This is a genomic window from Actinophytocola sp., from assembly GCF_036378875.1.
Taxonomy (GTDB): domain Bacteria; phylum Actinomycetota; class Actinomycetes; order Mycobacteriales; family Pseudonocardiaceae; genus Actinophytocola.
The window spans coordinates 1-17,392 of the sequence record NZ_DASUVO010000112.1 but is presented as its reverse complement, the minus strand read 5'-3'; the positions used below and the strand labels follow the sequence as shown (position 1 = coordinate 17,392).

The window sequence follows — 17,392 nt, the reverse complement described above, 5'->3', positions numbered from 1 at the left end:
AGAAAAGCGCCTGACGCTTAGCTTTTCGTCGGAGAACGAGAGAATGTTACCGAGAGTGCTCGGATTCACGATCAGTAACCGCGTGGTGTCTGCCGGTGGGAATGACCAGCGGTGTTTCGCTCACCGGGTCGACCGTGACCTGGCACCGGACGTCGAATACGTCCTCGACGAGTTCCGGGGTCACCACGGTCGTCGGCGGGCCTTCGGCCACGATCTTGCCTGCCTTCATCGCGATCACGTGGTCGGCGTAGCGGCATGCCTGATTGAGGTCGTGCAGGACCATCACGATCGTCCTGCCCTCGTTCCGGTTCAGGTCGACGACGAGGTCGAGCACGTCGATCTGGTGTGCCAGGTCGAGGAACGTCGTCGGCTCGTCGAGTAGCAGCACCGGTGTCTCCTGTGCGATCGCCATCGCGATCCACGCGCGTTGCCGTTGCCCGCCGGACAGCTCGTCGACCGGGCGGTCGGCGAGGTCGGTCAACTCGGTGGCACGCAACGCCTCCGTCACCGCGGCCTCGTCGGCCGACGACCACTGGCGCCACCAGCTCTGGTGCGGTGAACGGCCGCGCGTGACGAGGTCGACGACGGTCAACCCGTCCGGCGCCACCGGCGACTGCGGCAGGATGCCGAGCTGCCGCGCCACCTGCCGGGTCGGGGTGCTGTGCACGGACCGGCCGTCCAGGTAGACAGTCCCGGCCTTGGGTGCCAGCAGCCGTGCCAGTGCGCGCAACAGAGTCGACTTGCCGCAGGCGTTGGCGCCGACGATCACGGTGATGCGGCCAGGCGGCACGGTCAGGTCGAGGTCGTCGACCACGATCCGGTCGTCGTAGGCCAGGCGCAGGTTCTCGGCACGTAACTCGATCAAAATCAGCCTCCTGAGCCGGCTCGGTTGGCCCTGGCCAGCAGCCAGAGCAGGAACGGGGCGCCCAGCAGGCCGGTGACGACACCGACCGGCAGTTGGGTGTCCGGCATCAGCTCGCGGGCCAGCAGATCGCTGCCCAGCAACACCACGGCGCCGGCGATCCCGGACGTGATCAGCGGCGGGGCCGCGGTGGCTGCCAGGCGTTTCGCGATCTGGGGCGCGGCCAGTGCCACGAACGCGACCGGGCCCGCGGCGGCGGTGGCGAACGCGACCAGTGCCACACCGGCGATGAGTAGTGAAAGCCGCGCTGCCTGCACAGGTGTGCCGAGCGCGGCGGCCACGTCGTCGCCGAGGTGCAGTGCGCGCAGCCAACCGCTCAACGCCACGGTGACCGGGACGAGCACCGCCATCGCGATGACCAGGGGGACGGCCAGGTTCCACGTGCTGTCGTTGAGGTTCCCCACGAGCCAGCCGACGATCTGTTGTGCCTCATAGAGTTTCGCGTGGGCGAGAAGGTAGCTGGTGGCGCTGTTGCACGCCCACGAGACGCCGATGCCGACCAGGATGATCCGATAGCCGGTGGTGCCGCGCTGCCACGCGAGCAGGTAGATCAGCAGCGCCGAGGCGAGCGCGCCGGCGAGGCCGAGGGGTTGGGTGCCCAGTCCCGAGCCGATACCGAGCACGATCCCGCCGACGACGGCGGTGGTCGCGCCGGCGGCGATGCCGAGCATGTCCGGGCTGGCCAGCGGGTTGCGGGTGATCGTCTGGAACAGGGCGCCGGACATGCCGAACGCGAAGCCGACGAACAAACCGATGAGCGCTCTGGGCATCCGCCAGTCGTAGACGACGACCCGGTCGTAGTAGTCGCCCGCCGAGAACAGCGCGGCGACCACCTTGCCGACCGACAGCGGGTAGTCCCCGACCGTCATGCCCAGGCAGAACAAGAGGAACGCGACGGCGCCGAGTGTGACGGCGACCCCGAGCAGTCTGGGCCGGAGCGTGCCGGAGATGGGTGGGGCGGCAAGGCGGAACGCCACGGTCATAGTTCCGCCAACCGGCGTCGGCGGACCAGCGCGATGAAGAACGGCGCCCCGATGAACGCCACCACGATGCCGACCTCGGTCTCCCCCGGCCGCGCGATCACCCGGCCGACGATGTCCGCGGCCAGCACCAGAACCGGCGCGAGCACCATGCTGAACGGCAGCAGCCACCGGTGGTCCGGCCCGGCGATCATGCGGGCGGCGTGTGGCACGACCAGACCGACGAACACGATCGGCCCGACCACGGCCACCGCGGCTCCGGTGAGCATGGTGATCGCGGCCGCACCTTGCACCCGGGTGATCGCGACCCGGCGGCCGAGCGACTTCGCCACGTCGTCGCCGAGCGCCAGGCTGTTGAGCGCCGGGGTGACCGCGAGCCCGAGGGCCGTGCCGACCAGCACGAATGGCAGGACCCGAAACAGCACACCGAGGTCCTGCCCGGCGAGCGAGCCAGAGGCCCAGAACCGGTAGCGGTTGAGCGCTTCCGGGTCCACAAGGGAGATACCGCTGGTCAGCGATGTCAGCAACGCCGTGATCGCGACGCCGGCGATGGCCAGTTTCACCGGCGTGGCGCCGCCGCGGCCTGCGCTGCCGAGCAGGTAGACGACCGCGCTCGCGACGAGCGCCCCGGCGAACGCGAACCAGATGTAGCCGTAGAGCGACGCGATCCCGGTCGTGGCCACGGCGACGACGATGCCGAACGCGGCGCCCGCGCTGATGCCAAGCAGACCGGGATCGCCGAGCGGGTTGCGGGTGAGTGCCTGCGTCAGCGCGCCGGCGAGCCCCAGCGACGCGCCGACGACGATGCCGAGCAACGTGCGAGGAAAGCGGGTTCCCCAGATGATCGCGTCCTCGCCGCCGCGCCCGACGAGTGTGGCGAGCACCTCACCCGGCGGGATGGTGCGGGTCCCGATGGCGAGGGACAGCAGACAGAGGACCAGCAACGCACCGACTGCGGCGAGCAGCAGCGTGCCGCGCGAGGTGGTGCTGGTCTGGATCACGAGGATCACACTACCGGCGGCTACTTAGGTTAGGTATACCTCACCCCATGATGTTATCGAGGCTCGTCGCCGCGCTCGCCGTTCTGACCCTTGCCGGATGCGGCGTGGGCGATCCACCCGCCACGTCGTCCTCACCGACCTCGGATGGTGGCGCCACGTTCCCCATCGAGGTCGAGCACAAGTACGGCACCACGACGATCAGCAGCAAGCCCGAGCGGATCGTCACCCTGGGACTGTCCGACCAGGACGCGGTGCTCGCACTCGACGCGAAGCCCGTCGGCGCCATCGACTGGTTCCTGGAGCGCCCGTACGGCAAGTGGCCGTGGACGAAGGACCTGTGGGGGGACACCCCACCGGAGATCGTCGGCGAGCGGGACGACTACAACCTCGAGAAGATCCTGAACCTCAAGCCGGACCTCATCCTGGCGCAGTACTCCGGGATGTCGAAGGAACAGTACGACGAGCTGTCGAAGATCGCGCCGACCGTGGGCCAGCCGGTCGGCTTCGAGGACTACGGCGCGCCGTGGCAGGACATGTTCCTGTTGGGCGCCAAGGCAATGGGCCACGAAGCGGCGGCGAAGGAACAGATCGCGGCCGTGGACGACAAGTTCGCCGCGGTCCGCGAGGAACATCCGGAGTGGAAGGACAAGACGGTCGCGGTGGTCGACCCGTACGAGTCGGGCAAGTTCACCGTGTTCCAGGAAACCGACCCGAAGGCCGCGTTCCTGGTCGAGCTGGGCTTCACCGTTCCGGAGGAAATCAACAAGGCGGCACGGGAAAGTGTCTACGGCAACGCCGTGGAGATCAGCTCGGAACGCCTGGACATGATCGACCGGGACCTGATCGTGATCCTGACCTTCGACGTGCCGGCGGCGCAGCAGCAACTGGCCGCCAACCCCGTCTTCCAGGAGCTGGCGGCCGTCAAGGAGGGCCGCGTGCTGTACGTGCCCTACGAGGAACCGGCGATCGGCGCCGCGCTGTCGTTCAACACGGTGATCAGCATTCCGTACGCGATCGACGAGTTCGTGCCGCTGCTGGCCAAGTAGGACTTACGCGGGGTGGGCGGTGAGATAGCCGCCCATCGTGCGGAAGTACTCCGTGGCAGGCAGTTCGGTGCCGTCGTCCAGGCGTAGGCCGCGCAGCAGTAGGCCGTGGCTGCGGCCGCGTCGGGCGTCGGCGCCGGCGACGATCACGACGCCGTCGCCCTCCTTGATGAAGACGCGGCCTGGTGTGCCGCCATAGCGGCCCTCGGAAACAGAAGCTTCCAGCACCCGCAGCCGCGTGGAGCCGTGGTAGGTGAACGCGTTCGGGTACGGGTCGGACTGTGCGCGCACCAGGCGTTCCAGTTCCTCCGCCGTCCACTGCCAGTCGATCCTGCTGTCCTCAATGGACCGCTTGTGGAAGAAGGACGCCTTCGACGGGTCCTGCTTGGTGAAGTCCTTGTCCCCTCGGGCAATGCGGGCGAGGGCGTCCACCACGATCGGGCCGATCAGGTCGACGGTGCGGTGGAACAGGTCCGCCGCGGTGTCCTTGGGGCCGACGGGTACCGAGCGCTGCAACACGATGTCGCCGGCGTCCAGGTCGTCGTCCATCATGTGGGCCGTCACACCGACCTCGGGCTCGCCGTTGATGAGCGCCCAGATCACCGGCGCGAAACCGGCGTAGGCGGGCAGCAGCGAGTCGTGGACGTTCAGCGTCCCATGGGGCGGGAAGTTGAAGATGTGCGGCGGGATCCACGTGCGCCAGTTGTTCGCGACGATGATGTCCGGCTCGGCGTCCTTCAACGCGGCCACCACGTCCTCGTTAGGACGGTTGGCGACCACCACGGGCACGCCGTTGGCCGCCGCCAGCTCGGCCACGGAGTCGCTCCAGATCGACTCGTACGCGTGGTCGCTCGCCGGGTGCGTGACCGCCAGCACCACCTCGTGCTCCGAGCCGAGCAGCGCTTCGAGGGTCCGGTAACCCCAGGTCTGGTACCCGAAAAGCACCACACGCATGTCTTCTCCCATCCGTTCACGTGATTCCCGCCAAGTGAAGCGAGGCTATCCTTACCAACCGGCCTTAGGTTAGCCTTACCTCCGAGTCGAGGAGAGGACGGTAATGCCACAGGAACTCGTCGGGGACACCAGCGACAAGTGTTACGACGTTGTCGGGGTCGGATTCGGACCAGCCAACCTCGCACTGGCCATCGCGATCGCCGAGCACAACGCCCAACCGGACGCCACGCCCGTCCGTGGCCTGTTCCTCGAACGGCAGCGCCGGTTCGGCTGGCACCGCGGCATGCTCATCGACGACGCCACCATGCAGGTCTCGTTCCTCAAGGATCTCGTCACCCTGCGGAACCCGACCAGCGACTTCAGCTTCCTGGCCTACCTGCACAGTTCGGACCGACTCATCGACTTCATCAACCAGAAGTCGCTTTTCCCACTGCGCGTCGAGTTCCACGACTATCTCGAGTGGGCGGCGGCCCGGTTCACCGACGAGGTGCGCTACGGCCACGAGGTGACGACGGTCGAACCGGTGAGGACCGGCGGCACGATGGAGTACTTCGACGTCACGACAAGGGGATCCGACGGCAGCACGACTACCGTCCGAACCCGCAACGTCGTGTTCGGCATGGGACTCACGCCGTACCTGCCGCAGGGCGCGGCGCTGTCGGAACGCGTGTGGCACAACCGCGACCTGCTCGGCCGGGTCGAGCAGGTCCGCAGGAACGCCTCCTACCCGCCGCCGGTCCGGTTCGCGGTCGTCGGCGCCGGTCAGAGTGCCGCCGAGGTCACCAAGTACCTGCACGACACCTTCCCGCACGCCGAGGTGTGCGGTGTCTTCTCCCGCTACGGCTACAGTCCCTCGGACGACAGTCCGTTCGCCAACAGGGTGTTCGACCCGGCCGCGGTCGACCAGTTCTACGTCGCGCCGCCCGAGGTCAAGCAGCTGATCATGGACTATCACGCCAACACGAACTACTCGGTGGTCGACACCGACCTCATCGAGGAGCTGTACCGGCGGGTCTACCAGGAGAAGGTTGTTGGCACGCGGCGGTTGCGGCTGTTCAACGTGTCGCGGGTGGTGGAGACGGTCGAGACCGCCGAAGGCGTGCGGGCCACGGTCGAGTCCCTGACCACGCGCGAGAAGACGGTGCTGGACTGCGACGTTCTCGTCTACGCCACCGGCTACCGGCCCGCCGACCCGCTCGCGCTGCTCGGTGACCTCGCCGCCCAGTGCGAACGCGACGAGGCGGGCCGCCCGGCCGTCGAACGGGACTACCGCATCCGCACCGAACCGGAGCTGGTCGGAGGGCTTTTCCTGCAGGGCAACACCGAGCACTCGCACGGCATCTCGTCGTCGCTGCTGTCGACCACGGCCGTGCGTGCCGGGCAGATCCTCGACTCCATCGTCGCCGAGGTCCCGGCCCAGCTGGCCGTGAGCGCCCGATGACCGTCACCGAGACCGGCGTCCAGTCGTACATCCTGTTCCGCGTCGAGGTCGTGCGCACCGAGCGGATCAGCCCGCACATGCTGCGGGTGACGTTCCACGGGCCGGACCTCGACGGCTGCACCAGCGCCGGGCACGACCAGCGGATCAAGCTGTTCCTGCCGCTCGCCGGCCAGGCCGAGCCGATCGTCCCGGAGGGACCGGACTGGTACACCGAGTACCGCGCGATGCCCGAGGACGTCAAGCCGCCCATGCGCACGTTCACGATCCGCGAGCTGCGTGCCGAGGCACGCGAGATGGACGTGGACTTCGTGCTGCACGGCGACCTCGGCCCGGCGTCCACCTGGGCCGGTCGCGCCAAGCCGGGCGACCGGGTCGCGATCCTCGGCCCGAACGCGCTCCACACACCGATCCTGGGCTACGAGTACAAACCGGAGGCCGACACCGACTGGACGCTGCTCGCCGGCGACGAGACCGCGCTGCCGGCGATCACCGCGATCCTGGCCGCCATGCCGGCCGACCGGCGGGCGCTGGTGTTCGTCGAGGTCGAGTCCACCGAGGAGATGCGGCCGCTGGCATGCCGTGCCGATGTGCACGTGACGTGGCTGGCGCGTGGCGGACCCGCGGTCGGCGGCGGGCTGCTGCGTGAGGCCATCGGCCGCACCGAGCTCCCGCCAGGCCGCCCGTACGCGTGGCTCGCCGGGGAGACGAGCGCGATCACCGGGCTGCGCCGGCACCTGGTGAACGAGCGCGGCTTCGACAAGCAGGACGTGTACTTCTCGGGTTACTGGCTCCTGGGTAGCGCCATCGAGTAGGCATGTGGAGTGCATGACTACTCCACACAGTTCCCGACACTGAAGTTCACCGACCTCGGCGAGGGTGTCCTCGAGGTGGCGATGTCCGCGCCCGGGCGGCTCAACGCGGTGGGCCACGAGGGTCACCGCGAGCTGGCCGCCGTCTGGCCCGCCATAGACACCGACCTGGACGTGCGGGTCGCGATCATCCGAGGCGAGGGCGGTGTGTTCTCCTCCGGCGGCGACCTCGACCTGGTCAGCGACATGGCCGACGACTTCGCCGTGCGGGTCAGGGTGCTCCGCGAGGCCCGCGACCTGGTCTACAACGTCATCAACTGCTCGAAGCCGATCGTGTCCGCCATCGAGGGCCACGCGGTGGGCGCCGGGCTGGTGGTCGGCCTGCTCGCGGACGTGTCGATCGCCGCGCCGAACGCCAGGATCATGGACGGTCACACCCGGCTCGGCGTCGCGGCCGGCGACCACGCCGCGATCGTGTGGCCGCTGCTGTGCGGGATGGCGAAGGCCAAGTACCACCTGCTGACGTGCGAACCGGTGTCCGGCGAGGAGGCCGAACGGATCGGGCTGGTGTCGCTGTGCGTGCCGGCCGACGAGCTGCACGACCGCGCCCGCTCGGTGGCCACCCGCCTCGCGAACGGCTCGCAGAGCGCGATCCGGTGGACGAAGTACGCGCTGAACAACTGGTTGCGCCAGGCCGGCCCGATCTTCGACACGTCCCTGGGACTGGAGTTCCTCGGCTTCGCCGGCCCGGACGTACGCGAAGGCGTGGCGTCGATCCGCGAGAAGCGGCGCCCGACCTTCTCAGGACCCGCCTCGGAGTAAAACAGCTACCTTCAAATGTAGTACACCTGCTATCGTCTGCAGCATCAGGACGATAGGGGGTGTCAGTGGACGGCAAGAACGTTCTCGATATCCGCGATCTGCGGATGCGGTACGGCACGAAAGACGTGCTCACTGGGGTGAACTTCGTAGCACGTCCGGGTGAGGTGATCGCGTTGCTCGGCCCGAACGGGGCCGGCAAGACGACGACCATCGAGATTCTCGAGGGGTTCCGGATGCGCTCGGCCGGGGAGGTCAGCGTGTTGGGCGTCGACCCGGCGCACGGGGACGAGAACTGGCGGGCCCGGCTCGGTGTGGTGTTGCAGTCGTGGCGGGACCACGGCAAGTGGAAGGTCCGTGAGCTGCTCGGGCACCTGGGCCTGTACTACGCGCCGTACTCGACGGATCGCATCACCCGGCCATGGGACGTCGACGAGCTGGTGGCGGCGGTCGGGTTGACCGAGCACGCCGACAAGCGGATCTCGCGGCTGTCGGGTGGGCAGCGGCGGCGGCTGGACGTCGCGATCGGCATCGTCGGGCGGCCGGAGCTGCTGTTCCTCGACGAGCCGACCGCCGGCTTCGACCCCGAGGCCAGGCGGGAGTTCCACGACCTGGTGCACGCGCTGTCCGACGCCGACACGACGATCCTGCTGACCACGCACGACCTGGACGAGGCGGAGAAGCTGGCCGACCGGATCCTGATCCTCGCGGGCGGCACGATCATCGCCGACGGCTCGGCCGACGAGCTGGCGCTGCGCATGTCCACCGAGGCGGAGGTGCGGTGGACGATCGACGGTCAGCGGTTCGTGCACTCGACGACCGACGCGACGACGTTCGTGCGCCAGCTGTTCCGCGACCACGACGAACAGATCGCCGACCTGGAGGTGCGCAGGGCCAGCCTCGAGGACACCTACATGGCGATGGTCCGGCAGTTCGAGTCCGGCGAGCAGGAGGAGGCCGTGCGCGAGTTCGAGGTGGTGGCCCGATGAACAGTACGACGATGGCGGCGGTTCGGGCCGGGCTCGTCCGGGGCCGCACGGAGTTGCGGCAGACGCTCACGACCGGCCAGGACCTGTGGAACTACTTCCTCCCGACAGTGATCTTCCTGGTCGTCATGTTCTTCATGCGTGGCGCGACGGTGCCGGGTACGAACTTCTCGCTCGGCTCCCGCACGCTGCCGAGCGTCCTCGGGATGAGCGTCGCGTTCGGGCTGGTGACGCTCGCGATGGGGCTCGCGGTGGAACGCGAGGACGGCACGCTGCTGCGAGCCAAGGCGATACCGAACGGCATGCTCGGCTATCTCATCGGCAAGATCGTCCTCGTGTCCGGCATGGTGGCCATCAGCATGGTGCTGATCCTGGTCCCGAGCCTGTTCATGTTGGACGGGATCTCGATCAACTGGTTCACGCTGCTCTGGGTGATGGTGCTCGGCCTGGTCGCGGTCCTGCCCATCGGGGCCGTGGTGGGCTCGATGTTCTCGAACCCACGCAACGCCGGTGTGGTCATGCTGCCGATGATGGGTCTGGTCGCGGTCTCGGGCATCTTCTACCCGATCAGCTCGATGCCGGAGTGGGCACAGGGCATCGCCCAGCTGTTCCCGATCTACTGGCTGGGCCTGGGCATGCGCTCCGCGATGCTGCCGGACTCGCTGTCGGCGGCGGAGATCGGCGAGTCGTGGCGGCACCTGGAGACGATCGGCGTGCTCGGGGCGTGGGCAGCGGTCGGACTGCTGGTGGCCCCTATGGTGATGCGCAGGATGGCGCGGCGTGAGTCCGGCTCGAACATGGAACAGCGCCGCGAACGGGCACTACAGCGGGTGACATGACAGGCAAGAGCACGTCCAGCGAGACGATCTACAACCGGATCGCGATGCTCCGCGTCGAACGCGGAGTGTCGCGCCGGCAGCTGGCGGACGCACTCGGCGTCCACTACCAGACGATCGGCTACCTGGAACGCGGCGAGTACAGCCCATCGCTCTACCTAGCACTGCGGATCTCCGAGTACTTCGGGGTCGCGGTCGAGGTGGTGTTCTCCACCGCGCCGTTCCCCCGGATCGGCGGCTCTGAGCAGTCGGCGTGACACGTCCCTCCGAAAGTTCCACCGTTGCGCGCATAATGGCTGCCATGGTGGACAGTGCTGGCACCGTGGCGTTCGGCAGTGTGCCGACCGAGATGGGTGACGTGCTGGCGGCGGTCACCGAAGATGGCCTGGTGGCCACCGCCTTCAGCGACTCACCACACATCAGGGCCGCGATCGCCGCGAAGCTCGGGCTCGTCGAGTCCGACACCGCGGCGCCCACGGCGGAGATACTGGCCCAACTGAGGCAGTACTTCTCGGGCAGACGCCGCGAGTTCGACGTGACCGTCGACTGGCGGCTGATGTCGGACGCCCAGCGCAGGGTGCTCGGCACGCTGTACTCGACGGTGCCCTACGGCACGGTCGTGACCTACGGTGAGCTGGCCACCCGCAGCGGCAGCCGGATCCCGCCGAGAGGCATCGGCTCGATCATGGGGAGCAACCCGATCCCCATCGTGGTGCCGTGTCACCGGGTGGTCGCCGGCGACGGCCTGGGCGGCTTCAGCGGCGGCACCGGTGTCGAGTCGAAGCGCAGGCTGTTGACACTGGAGGGCTACCTCCCGCCCACGCTCTTCTAGACTGGCTTTCATGTCCGGCCCCGTTGTCAGCCGTCGCCGCGAGGTGGGCAACGGCAGCGCGCGCTCTCTTCTCACCACCCTGCTCGGCGAGTTCGTCCTACCGACGAACCACCCGGTGTGGACATCGACGCTGGTCGACGTCCTGGCCCTCTGCGGCGTGGAGGAGAAGGCGGCGCGCCAGGCACTGGCCCGCACGGCCGCCGAGGGCTGGCTGCGGTCCGACCGTGTGGGCCGGCGCGTCCGCTGGACACTGACCGACCCCGGCCGCCGCCTGCTGGCCGAGGGCGCAGGCCGGATCTACGGTTTCGGCAGCGGCGCCCACGAATGGGACGGCCGGTGGCTGGTGGTTCTGGTCTCCGTCCCGGAGACGATGCGTGACCTGCGGCACAAGCTGCGCACCAGGCTGACGTGGGCGGGCTTCGGCTCCCCCACCGCCGGTGTGTGGATCACCCCGCACCTGTCCGCCGAGGCCGACGCGAAGCTCATCCTGGACGAGCTGGACCTGTCGTCCCAGGCCATGTCGTACCTGGCGCACTACGGCGCGCTGGGCTCCGAACGGGCCATGGTCGAACGCGCGTGGAACCTGACCGAGGTCGGCGCCCGGTACCAGGAGTTCGTCGACCGGTTCAGCGACATGGCACCGTCCACACCGGACGAAGTGCTCGTCGCGCAGACCGTCCTCGTGCACGAATGGCGCCGCTTCCCGTTCCTGGACCCACAACTGCCTGCGGAGCTCCTGCCCCCCAAGTGGAGCGGCACCACCGCGACGACCCTGTTCAACGACCTCCACGTCCGCTGGCGCACCCGAGCGCAGGACCGCTGGTCAGAAATGGTCCCGGACTGAGATCTTGGCTGGGCCGGAGGCCGAGCCAACCACCGATTGCGTTTTCTGTGGGTGCCGGACAGTTGTCGGCACCCACAGGTTTCCTAGGCGACTTCCGCCGTGGTCTCCTCAGGTGGAGGGGTTTCGTCGGTTTTCTTTTCCCTGGCGGCCAGGTGTGCGAGTTTGGCGGCGTGGCGGGCGCGCAGTCCGTGCGCGCGCAACTCCGCGAAGGCGGTTCGTTCGGCGGCTCTCGCGGCTCGGCGGGCTCGTCGTTGGTCCAGTCGGCCCAGTTCGTTCGTCGTCATGGGCGCCACCTTGTCGGACGGTCCCGACAGATCCGTGGCGTCGGACGCCTACCTGTGGACAACTCGGCTCGCTGTGGACAACTCCCACCCAGGCGATCTTGCCGCGCTCGAACTGTCGGTGCCTGCCGCTAGGCTGGAGATCGGGGGCCGGAGGCCGCGCCAAAACAAGTTGACCTGTCTGGTTGGCTGTGGGTCGACGCGAAAGGAGGTGAGAGCCGTGTTCATCAGCCAGATCACGTGTTCCCACCGCCAGGTGAGGAGCACGTCACTCCCCTAAGGACTGACATGCTTGAACTGCGCCCGCTCGTCGCGGGTGAGGAAGACCTTTTCCTGTCTCTGTACGACCCTGCGCTCGTCGGCATCCAGAGCACCGGTAGGGACTACCGGGAGCTCGTCGCGCTCAACCAGTACCGTCCTGAGTGGACCTGGGTGGCGCTGCGGGACGGTGAGACCGTGGCTCGCGCCGCGTGGTGGGCTGGGCCCGACGACGAAGCGCCGATCGCCCTCGACTGGCTCGACTTCGCCGACGGTGAGGAGGACACGGCCGTCGCGCTTCTCGAGAAAGCCGGGTTCGACGCCGAGTACTGCCTCGTCCTCCCGCCTCGCTGGCGGGAAACACCGGAAACCAAAGCCGCTGGTGAGGTTCGGATCGACGTCGCCAAGCGGGCGGGGATGCGGCCGTTCATCGAGCGGTTGCGGTACCGGTGGACACCGGCGGACGGGTTGCCGCCGCGACCAGGACGGCTCACCTTCCGGCCTGAGCCGGACGACGACGTGATCTTCGACGTACTGCGCCGCATCGCGCACGGAAGCCTCGACGCACACGAGAAGCGTGCCGTCGACGAGGGCGGTGTCGACGCGGCGGCGCGGAACGAGATGGAGTTCCTCCAGTGGATGCCCTCGCCGCGCGACTGGTGGCGGCTCGCGTTTTCCGACAAGGACGAGCTGGTCGGGCTGACGGTGCCCGGACGTAACCACGCCGACCCGGTGATCGGCATCATCGGCGTCGTGCCGGAACACCGCGGCAACGGCTACGCCTACGATCTGCTCATCGAGGCCACGCATCTGCTGGTCGAGACGGGCGTCGACGCGATCACCGCCGAGACGGACGTCACCAACACGCCCATGGCCGCGAACTTCGCGCGCGCCGGCTATCCGGTCACCCAGGAAAGGGTTTACCTCAAGAAATGACTGAGTCGCTCGCCGCCACGCGGTACGCCGCGTTGCGCTGGAACACCCCGCTGTCCGAGAACCACGCGGAGGAACTGCTCGACCACCTCGACCTCGCCGACGCGAAGCACATCGTCGACATCGGCTGTGGTTGGGGTGAGCTGCTCCTACGCGCGGCGGCACGGACCAGTGCGACCGCGGTCGGGGTCGACATGGACCCGACCGGGCTCGACCGCGGGCGGCGAGCGGCCCAGGACCGTGGACTGGACGTCACGTTCGTCGAGCAGCAGGCCGCGGACTGGCAAGGCAGCGCGGATCGCGCGTTGTGCATCGGCTCGGCGCACACACTCGGCGGCAGCCGAGCCATGCTGGCGCGGCTCGCGGAGATCGTGCCGCGCGGCCGGGTGCTGGTGGGTGACGGCTGCTGGGAGTCACCGCCGACCCCGGCGGCACACGCCATCTTCGGCGACGACATCCTGCCACTGGCCGACCTGGTCGCGGCGTGCCGCGAGACCGGCTGGCAGGTACTGCGCCTGACCACGGCGGACCAGCGCGAATGGGACGACTTCGAGTCACGTCACCGCGCCGGGCCACGCGAGTGGTTGCTGGCCAACCCGTCGGACCCGAAGGCGGCAGAGGTCCAGCGGCAGCACGACGAGCGAGAGCACGAGTACCTGACGGCATACCGCGGCGTGCTGGGCTTCGCCTACCTCGTGCTGGCCCGCTGACCAGCCAACACACGACTTCGCCACACGCGGTTCCTCCAACCGCGCTACTCCGTTACGCTCTCGTCCCCGTTCAGGTCGGGGATTTTCCCTCTCCATAGGCAACACTTGAAGGTGGATTGATGGGTTTACGAAGAGTTGGGGCCGTCGTGGCCGTCGTGGCCGCCGCGCTCCTGGCCGGCGTCACCAACGTGAGCGCCGCGCCGGAGGACCGGGAGTTGGTGCCAATGGAGGGACCGCAGAGCGCACTGAGAACGGCCGCGGACACCCAGACACCGATATCGACGTTCATCCCCATGGCGCCGGTGCGTGTGCTGGACACGCGCAACGCCGGTGGCGCGGTGGGTCCGAACGGCACGCGCACGCTGGACCTGCAGGGACACACGCCGGCCGACGCGGTCGCGGTGGTGCTGAACCTGACCGGGACGCAGCCGACGGCCAACACGTTCATCTCGGTCTTCCCGGCGGGTGACGCGCGGCCGACCTCGTCCACCCTGAACCTGTCGCCCGGCCAGACCCGCGCGAACGCGGTGACCGTGGCGCTGGGTCTCGACCGCAAGTTGTCGCTGTTCAACCTCGCGGGCAACACGCACCTGGTCGCGGACCTCGCCGGGTACTACACGCAGAACACGGAAACCGGCACGCTCTTCAACACCGATCCGCCGTCCCGGGCGCTGGACACCCGGGAGGAGGGCGGACCCGTCGGGCCGAACGGCGTCGTGAACGTGGACCTGTCGTACCTGCCAGAGCACGCGACGGCGGTGACGTTCAACCTGACGGGCGTCGACGCGACGACGAGCACCGTCGTGACGGCCTACCCTGCCGGGGTGGCCCGGCCGCTCGCGTCGAGCCTGAACCTGTCGGCCAACGAGATCGTGCCGAACCAGGTCACCGTGCCGATCGGGGAGGACCGGCAGGTCAGCCTCCACAACCTGTTCGGCAACGTGCATCTGGTCGTCGACGTGTCGGGCTACTACTCGACCATCACGGGTAGCTTCTTCTTCGCCTTCACGCCGCTGCGGTGGTTCGACACCCGGGACTCCGGTAACCGCCCGCTGAACCCGAACACCATCATCGCGGCGACCGGCTGGGACCCCGAGGTCACGGCGGTGGCGGCCAACCTGACCGCCACCAACCCCAGTGCCCCACAGTTCCTGACGGTGTGGCCGGGTGGCGGGACGCAGCCGAACGCGTCGAACCTGAACCTCGTGGCGGGGCAGACCGCCGCCAACGCGGTCAACGTCGGCGTCGGTCTGGAGACCGACCCCGAGGTGAACGACTACTCCATCAACTTCACCACGAACGCCGGCACGGTCGACGTCATCTTCGACGTCACCGGCTTCTTCGTGAACTAGCAAGGAAAACGGCGCCCGGGAAAGCCCGGGCGCCGTTTTGTGCTCAGGTCAGCACCGACTCGGCCGGCCGCACCACCAACTCGTCGGCCACCACGTCGCGCAGCACGTTCCGGCGGATCTTGCCGGTCGCGGTCTTCGGCAGTTCGGTCATGCTCACCACGGCCCTCGGGCGTTTGTACGCGGCGAGACCCTCGCGGCACCACCGCACGAGCGCGGCCGCGTCCACCGTCCGGCCCGCCACCGGGACCACGCAGGCCACCGGCTTGTCCAGCCCGTCCGTGTCGCGGCCGGCGACGACCGCGACCTCCGCCACGTCCGGGTGCGCCAGCAACCGCTCCTCGACCTCCGCTGGGGACACCCAGATGCCGCCCGCCTTGAGCATGTCGTTCGAGCGGCCGAGGCACGTGAACGTCCCGTCCTCGTTACGCACGTAGGTGTCGCCGGTGCGCAGCCACTCGCCCTGGAACACGGCGCGCGTGGTCTCCGTGCGGCACCAGTAACCCGTCGCCACCGACGGGCCCGACAGGTACAGGTCGCCGGGCTCACCGGCACCCGTGACCGGGGTGCCGTGCTCGTCGCGCAGCTCGACGCGGTAGCCGTCGACCGGGACGCCGGACGAGCCGGGACGGGCGGCGCCGGGACGGTTGGACAGGAAGATGTGCAGTGCCTCGGTCGAGCCGAGACCGTCAAGGACCTCGATGCCGAACCGTTCACGCAACCGCGAGAACAGCACCGGCGGCAACGGCTCGCCGGCCGACACTCCTTGGCGCACCGAGGAGAACGTGTCGTCGGGGATGTCGGAGTGGAGCAGCGCCGAGTAGAACGTGGGCACACCGAAGAACAACGTCGGCCGGGTGGCACGCACCCGCTCGGCGATCAGCGCCGGCGTCGGCCGTCCGCGTTCCAGGATCGCGGTCGCGCCGGCGGACAGCGGGAAGAACGCCGAGTTCCCCAGCCCGTAGGCGAAGAACAGTTTGGCGACCGAGAACGTGCGGTCCTCCGGCGTCAAGTCGAGCACGCCGCGGCCGTACAGTTCGGCGACGTCGCGGACGCTGCCGTGGCGGTGCATGGCGCCCTTCGGCTTGCCCGTCGTGCCCGAGGTGTACAGCCAGAACGCGGGCGAGTCCGGCCAGGTCGCGTACGGCTCGGCATGGTCGCCCGAGGTAAGCAGTGTCGACCACGGGACGCCGGACAGGTCCGTTTCGCCGTCGACGACCACGTGCCGGACCTCGGGTGCGGCCGCGAGCGCGGTCCGCGCCGCGTCGGCGAACTCCGTCGACACACAGAGGATCCGGGCGCGCGAGTCGGCGAGTACCGTCGCCAGCTCCGCCCCGGTGACCATTGTGGACACCGGCACCGGCACGGCACCCATGTGCAGCGCGCCGAGAATGCCGGTCAGCAGCTCGATCCCGTCGGCCATGCAGAGCATCACGCGCTCCTCCGGCCGGACCCCGAGCGCGCCGAGGCCGGCGGCGACGCGACGCGTCTCGTCGGCCAGCTCGGCGTAGGTCAACGAACGGTCGGCACACAGGACGGCGGTTCGGTCACCCCGCCCCTCCCGTACGTGCCGGTGGAGTAAGTAGTCGGTGGCGTTGAACGTGGTGGGAGACGTGGAAGTCATCGCGACCGCCTCGGTCTGGGGAACTCTAGGAAATGTAGACGTACTCGTAGTCGAAGGGCTTGCCGTTGATTCCGTTGCGTGGCGGCGCGACCCAGCTGGCGATCTTGCCACGCTCGTACACCGGCCGCATCAACGAACGCACGAAGGCGAGGTCCTCGCCCGTCGGCAGCCACTTGTGCTCGGCGGCCTGCCAGGTGGCCTCGTCGACGATCGTGCCGTCCGGGGTGACGTGACGGTCCGCGCTGACCCCCACCGACCGGTTGAACCCGGGATGCGGCAACGCGAAGCGGTAGTCGATCTCCGCCGAATCGAGGATCCGGTTCCAGCGCTTGATCCCCGTCTCGCAGTCGGCGATGTACTCACCGCGCAGGTCCAGGTTGAGCGCGAGCAGTGCGGACAGTTCCTCCTTCTCCCAGGTGCCCTCCGGTGTCGGGCGGTCGAGGAACACGCCGTCCTCGGTGAGTTTGTGGTCGTCCTTGCGGCGTGTCTCCTGCCAGCGGCCCTTGAGTCCGGCGGTGAAGTAGTTGGCGGCGTTGGTGGAGGTCTCACTGCCGAACAGGTCGAGGGAGACGGTGTAGTGGAAGTTGATGTACTTCTGGATGATGTCCAGCGGGATCCCGCCGCGGGAAGCGATGTCGAGGGTGTCGTGTTCGCGGATCAGGTCGGCGCTGCGTTCCACCACCCGGTCCACACCGGTGGTGCCCACGAACATGTGGTGGGCCTCTTCCTTGAGCATGAACTCGCAGGTGCGGGACAGCGGGTCGAACGCG

At 68.6% G+C, this 17,392-nt stretch carries 18 protein-coding genes and 1 pseudogene; 12 read left to right on the top strand and 7 right to left on the bottom strand.

Annotation, left to right across the window (positions count from 1 at the left end; all coding sequences use genetic code 11):
- Positions 1-46: 46 nt before the first annotated feature.
- Genes VF106_RS33275 through VF106_RS33265 form a run of 3 tightly spaced genes read right to left on the bottom strand, consistent with a single transcriptional unit; the run spans position 47 to position 2,903 of the window.
- Positions 47-868 carry an ABC transporter ATP-binding protein gene (locus tag VF106_RS33275; RefSeq protein ID WP_330843899.1) on the bottom strand — a complete coding sequence of 274 codons (822 nt, stop codon included), beginning with the start codon at positions 866-868 and terminating at the stop codon, positions 47-49.
- On the bottom strand, positions 868-1,905 hold the full coding sequence (locus tag VF106_RS33270) for a FecCD family ABC transporter permease (protein ID WP_330843882.1): 1,038 nt from the start codon (positions 1,903-1,905) through the stop codon (positions 868-870). The genes VF106_RS33275 and VF106_RS33270 overlap by 1 nt, the downstream gene beginning before the upstream one ends.
- On the bottom strand, positions 1,902-2,903 hold the full coding sequence (locus VF106_RS33265; protein WP_330843881.1) for a FecCD family ABC transporter permease: 1,002 nt from the start codon (positions 2,901-2,903) through the stop codon (positions 1,902-1,904). Before VF106_RS33265 ends, VF106_RS33270 begins: the two co-directional genes overlap by 4 nt.
- A 47-nt stretch (positions 2,904-2,950) precedes the next feature.
- Between VF106_RS33265 and VF106_RS33260 the strand changes: the two genes are divergently transcribed.
- Positions 2,951-3,949: an iron-siderophore ABC transporter substrate-binding protein gene (locus VF106_RS33260; RefSeq protein WP_330843879.1), complete on the top strand. Its 999-nt coding sequence runs from the start codon at positions 2,951-2,953 to the stop codon at positions 3,947-3,949.
- A gap of 3 nt (positions 3,950-3,952) precedes the next feature.
- On the opposite strand, the gene VF106_RS33255 is transcribed toward VF106_RS33260, so the two are convergent.
- Complete coding sequence (locus VF106_RS33255; RefSeq protein WP_330843878.1) at positions 3,953-4,900, bottom strand: methionyl-tRNA formyltransferase; 948 nt, start codon at positions 4,898-4,900, stop codon at positions 3,953-3,955.
- Between the two features lie 103 nt (positions 4,901-5,003).
- On the opposite strand from VF106_RS33255, the gene VF106_RS33250 reads away from it, so the two are divergent.
- The 8 genes from VF106_RS33250 to VF106_RS33215 all read left to right on the top strand — a co-directional run bounded on the left by VF106_RS33250 (position 5,004) and on the right by VF106_RS33215 (position 11,467).
- Positions 5,004-6,341, top strand: a complete 1,338-nt coding sequence (locus tag VF106_RS33250; RefSeq protein WP_330843877.1) for a lysine N(6)-hydroxylase/L-ornithine N(5)-oxygenase family protein — start codon at positions 5,004-5,006, stop codon at positions 6,339-6,341.
- Positions 6,338-7,153, top strand: coding sequence for a siderophore-interacting protein (locus VF106_RS33245; protein ID WP_330843876.1), 816 nt, complete (start codon positions 6,338-6,340; stop codon positions 7,151-7,153). The genes VF106_RS33250 and VF106_RS33245 overlap by 4 nt, the downstream gene beginning before the upstream one ends.
- 9 nt (positions 7,154-7,162) lie before the next feature.
- A complete protein-coding gene (locus VF106_RS33240) occupies positions 7,163-7,972 on the top strand; it encodes an enoyl-CoA hydratase/isomerase family protein (protein WP_330843874.1) in 810 nt (269 codons plus the stop codon).
- Positions 7,973-8,076: 104 nt separating this feature from the next.
- Positions 8,077-8,958 carry an ABC transporter ATP-binding protein gene (locus VF106_RS33235; RefSeq protein ID WP_330843898.1) on the top strand — a complete coding sequence of 294 codons (882 nt, stop codon included), beginning with the start codon at positions 8,077-8,079 and terminating at the stop codon, positions 8,956-8,958.
- On the top strand, positions 8,955-9,794 hold the full coding sequence (locus tag VF106_RS33230) for an ABC transporter permease (protein WP_330843873.1): 840 nt from the start codon (positions 8,955-8,957) through the stop codon (positions 9,792-9,794). The genes VF106_RS33235 and VF106_RS33230 overlap by 4 nt, the downstream gene beginning before the upstream one ends.
- On the top strand, positions 9,791-10,048 hold the full coding sequence (locus VF106_RS33225) for a helix-turn-helix transcriptional regulator (protein ID WP_330843872.1): 258 nt from the start codon (positions 9,791-9,793) through the stop codon (positions 10,046-10,048). Before VF106_RS33230 ends, VF106_RS33225 begins: the two co-directional genes overlap by 4 nt.
- A 44-nt stretch (positions 10,049-10,092) precedes the next feature.
- Positions 10,093-10,623: a methylated-DNA--[protein]-cysteine S-methyltransferase gene (locus VF106_RS33220; protein WP_330843871.1), complete on the top strand. Its 531-nt coding sequence runs from the start codon at positions 10,093-10,095 to the stop codon at positions 10,621-10,623.
- Positions 10,624-10,633: 10 nt separating this feature from the next.
- Positions 10,634-11,467: a PaaX family transcriptional regulator gene (locus VF106_RS33215; protein ID WP_330843870.1), complete on the top strand. Its 834-nt coding sequence runs from the start codon at positions 10,634-10,636 to the stop codon at positions 11,465-11,467.
- Positions 11,468-11,550: 83 nt separating this feature from the next.
- On the opposite strand, the gene VF106_RS33210 is transcribed toward VF106_RS33215, so the two are convergent.
- The gene (locus VF106_RS33210; RefSeq protein ID WP_330843869.1) at positions 11,551-11,751 is read right to left on the bottom strand and encodes a hypothetical protein; all 201 of its coding nucleotides are present in this window, start codon (positions 11,749-11,751) and stop codon (positions 11,551-11,553) included.
- Positions 11,752-12,036: 285 nt separating this feature from the next.
- Between VF106_RS33210 and VF106_RS33205 the strand changes: the two genes are divergently transcribed.
- The 3 genes from VF106_RS33205 (at position 12,037) to VF106_RS33195 (ending at position 15,001) form a co-directional block, all read left to right on the top strand.
- Positions 12,037-12,942, top strand: a complete 906-nt coding sequence (locus VF106_RS33205) for a GNAT family N-acetyltransferase (RefSeq protein WP_330843868.1) — start codon at positions 12,037-12,039, stop codon at positions 12,940-12,942.
- Complete coding sequence (locus VF106_RS33200) at positions 12,939-13,649, top strand: SAM-dependent methyltransferase (protein WP_330843867.1); 711 nt, start codon at positions 12,939-12,941, stop codon at positions 13,647-13,649. The genes VF106_RS33205 and VF106_RS33200 overlap by 4 nt, the downstream gene beginning before the upstream one ends.
- A 119-nt stretch (positions 13,650-13,768) precedes the next feature.
- Positions 13,769-15,001, top strand: coding sequence for a hypothetical protein (locus tag VF106_RS33195; RefSeq protein WP_330843866.1), 1,233 nt, complete (start codon positions 13,769-13,771; stop codon positions 14,999-15,001).
- Positions 15,002-15,044: 43 nt separating this feature from the next.
- Here the strand turns inward: VF106_RS33195 and VF106_RS33190 are convergent, their stop codons facing one another.
- Positions 15,045-16,622, bottom strand: coding sequence for a benzoate-CoA ligase family protein (locus VF106_RS33190; protein WP_330843865.1), 1,578 nt, complete (start codon positions 16,620-16,622; stop codon positions 15,045-15,047).
- Between the two features lie 25 nt (positions 16,623-16,647).
- Positions 16,648-17,392: pseudogene (locus VF106_RS33185) on the bottom strand (benzoyl-CoA 2,3-epoxidase subunit BoxB); the annotation flags it as partial.

Coding starts and splice junctions, on each gene's coding strand:
- VF106_RS33260 (WP_330843879.1), top strand. CDS start 2,951: ATGATGTTATCGAGGCTCGTCGCCGCGCTCGCCGTTCTGACCCTTGCC.
- VF106_RS33210 (WP_330843869.1), bottom strand. CDS start 11,751: ATGACGACGAACGAACTGGGCCGACTGGACCAACGACGAGCCCGCCGA.
- VF106_RS33235 (WP_330843898.1), top strand. CDS start 8,077: ATGCGGTACGGCACGAAAGACGTGCTCACTGGGGTGAACTTCGTAGCA.
- VF106_RS33220 (WP_330843871.1), top strand. CDS start 10,093: ATGGTGGACAGTGCTGGCACCGTGGCGTTCGGCAGTGTGCCGACCGAG.
- VF106_RS33205 (WP_330843868.1), top strand. CDS start 12,037: ATGCTTGAACTGCGCCCGCTCGTCGCGGGTGAGGAAGACCTTTTCCTG.
- VF106_RS33195 (WP_330843866.1), top strand. CDS start 13,769: ATGGGTTTACGAAGAGTTGGGGCCGTCGTGGCCGTCGTGGCCGCCGCG.
- VF106_RS33190 (WP_330843865.1), bottom strand. CDS start 16,622: ATGACTTCCACGTCTCCCACCACGTTCAACGCCACCGACTACTTACTC.
- VF106_RS33225 (WP_330843872.1), top strand. CDS start 9,791: ATGACAGGCAAGAGCACGTCCAGCGAGACGATCTACAACCGGATCGCG.
- VF106_RS33250 (WP_330843877.1), top strand. CDS start 5,004: ATGCCACAGGAACTCGTCGGGGACACCAGCGACAAGTGTTACGACGTT.
- VF106_RS33215 (WP_330843870.1), top strand. CDS start 10,634: ATGTCCGGCCCCGTTGTCAGCCGTCGCCGCGAGGTGGGCAACGGCAGC.
- VF106_RS33230 (WP_330843873.1), top strand. CDS start 8,955: ATGAACAGTACGACGATGGCGGCGGTTCGGGCCGGGCTCGTCCGGGGC.
- VF106_RS33245 (WP_330843876.1), top strand. CDS start 6,338: ATGACCGTCACCGAGACCGGCGTCCAGTCGTACATCCTGTTCCGCGTC.
- VF106_RS33270 (WP_330843882.1), bottom strand. CDS start 1,905: ATGACCGTGGCGTTCCGCCTTGCCGCCCCACCCATCTCCGGCACGCTC.
- VF106_RS33255 (WP_330843878.1), bottom strand. CDS start 4,900: ATGCGTGTGGTGCTTTTCGGGTACCAGACCTGGGGTTACCGGACCCTC.
- VF106_RS33200 (WP_330843867.1), top strand. CDS start 12,939: ATGACTGAGTCGCTCGCCGCCACGCGGTACGCCGCGTTGCGCTGGAAC.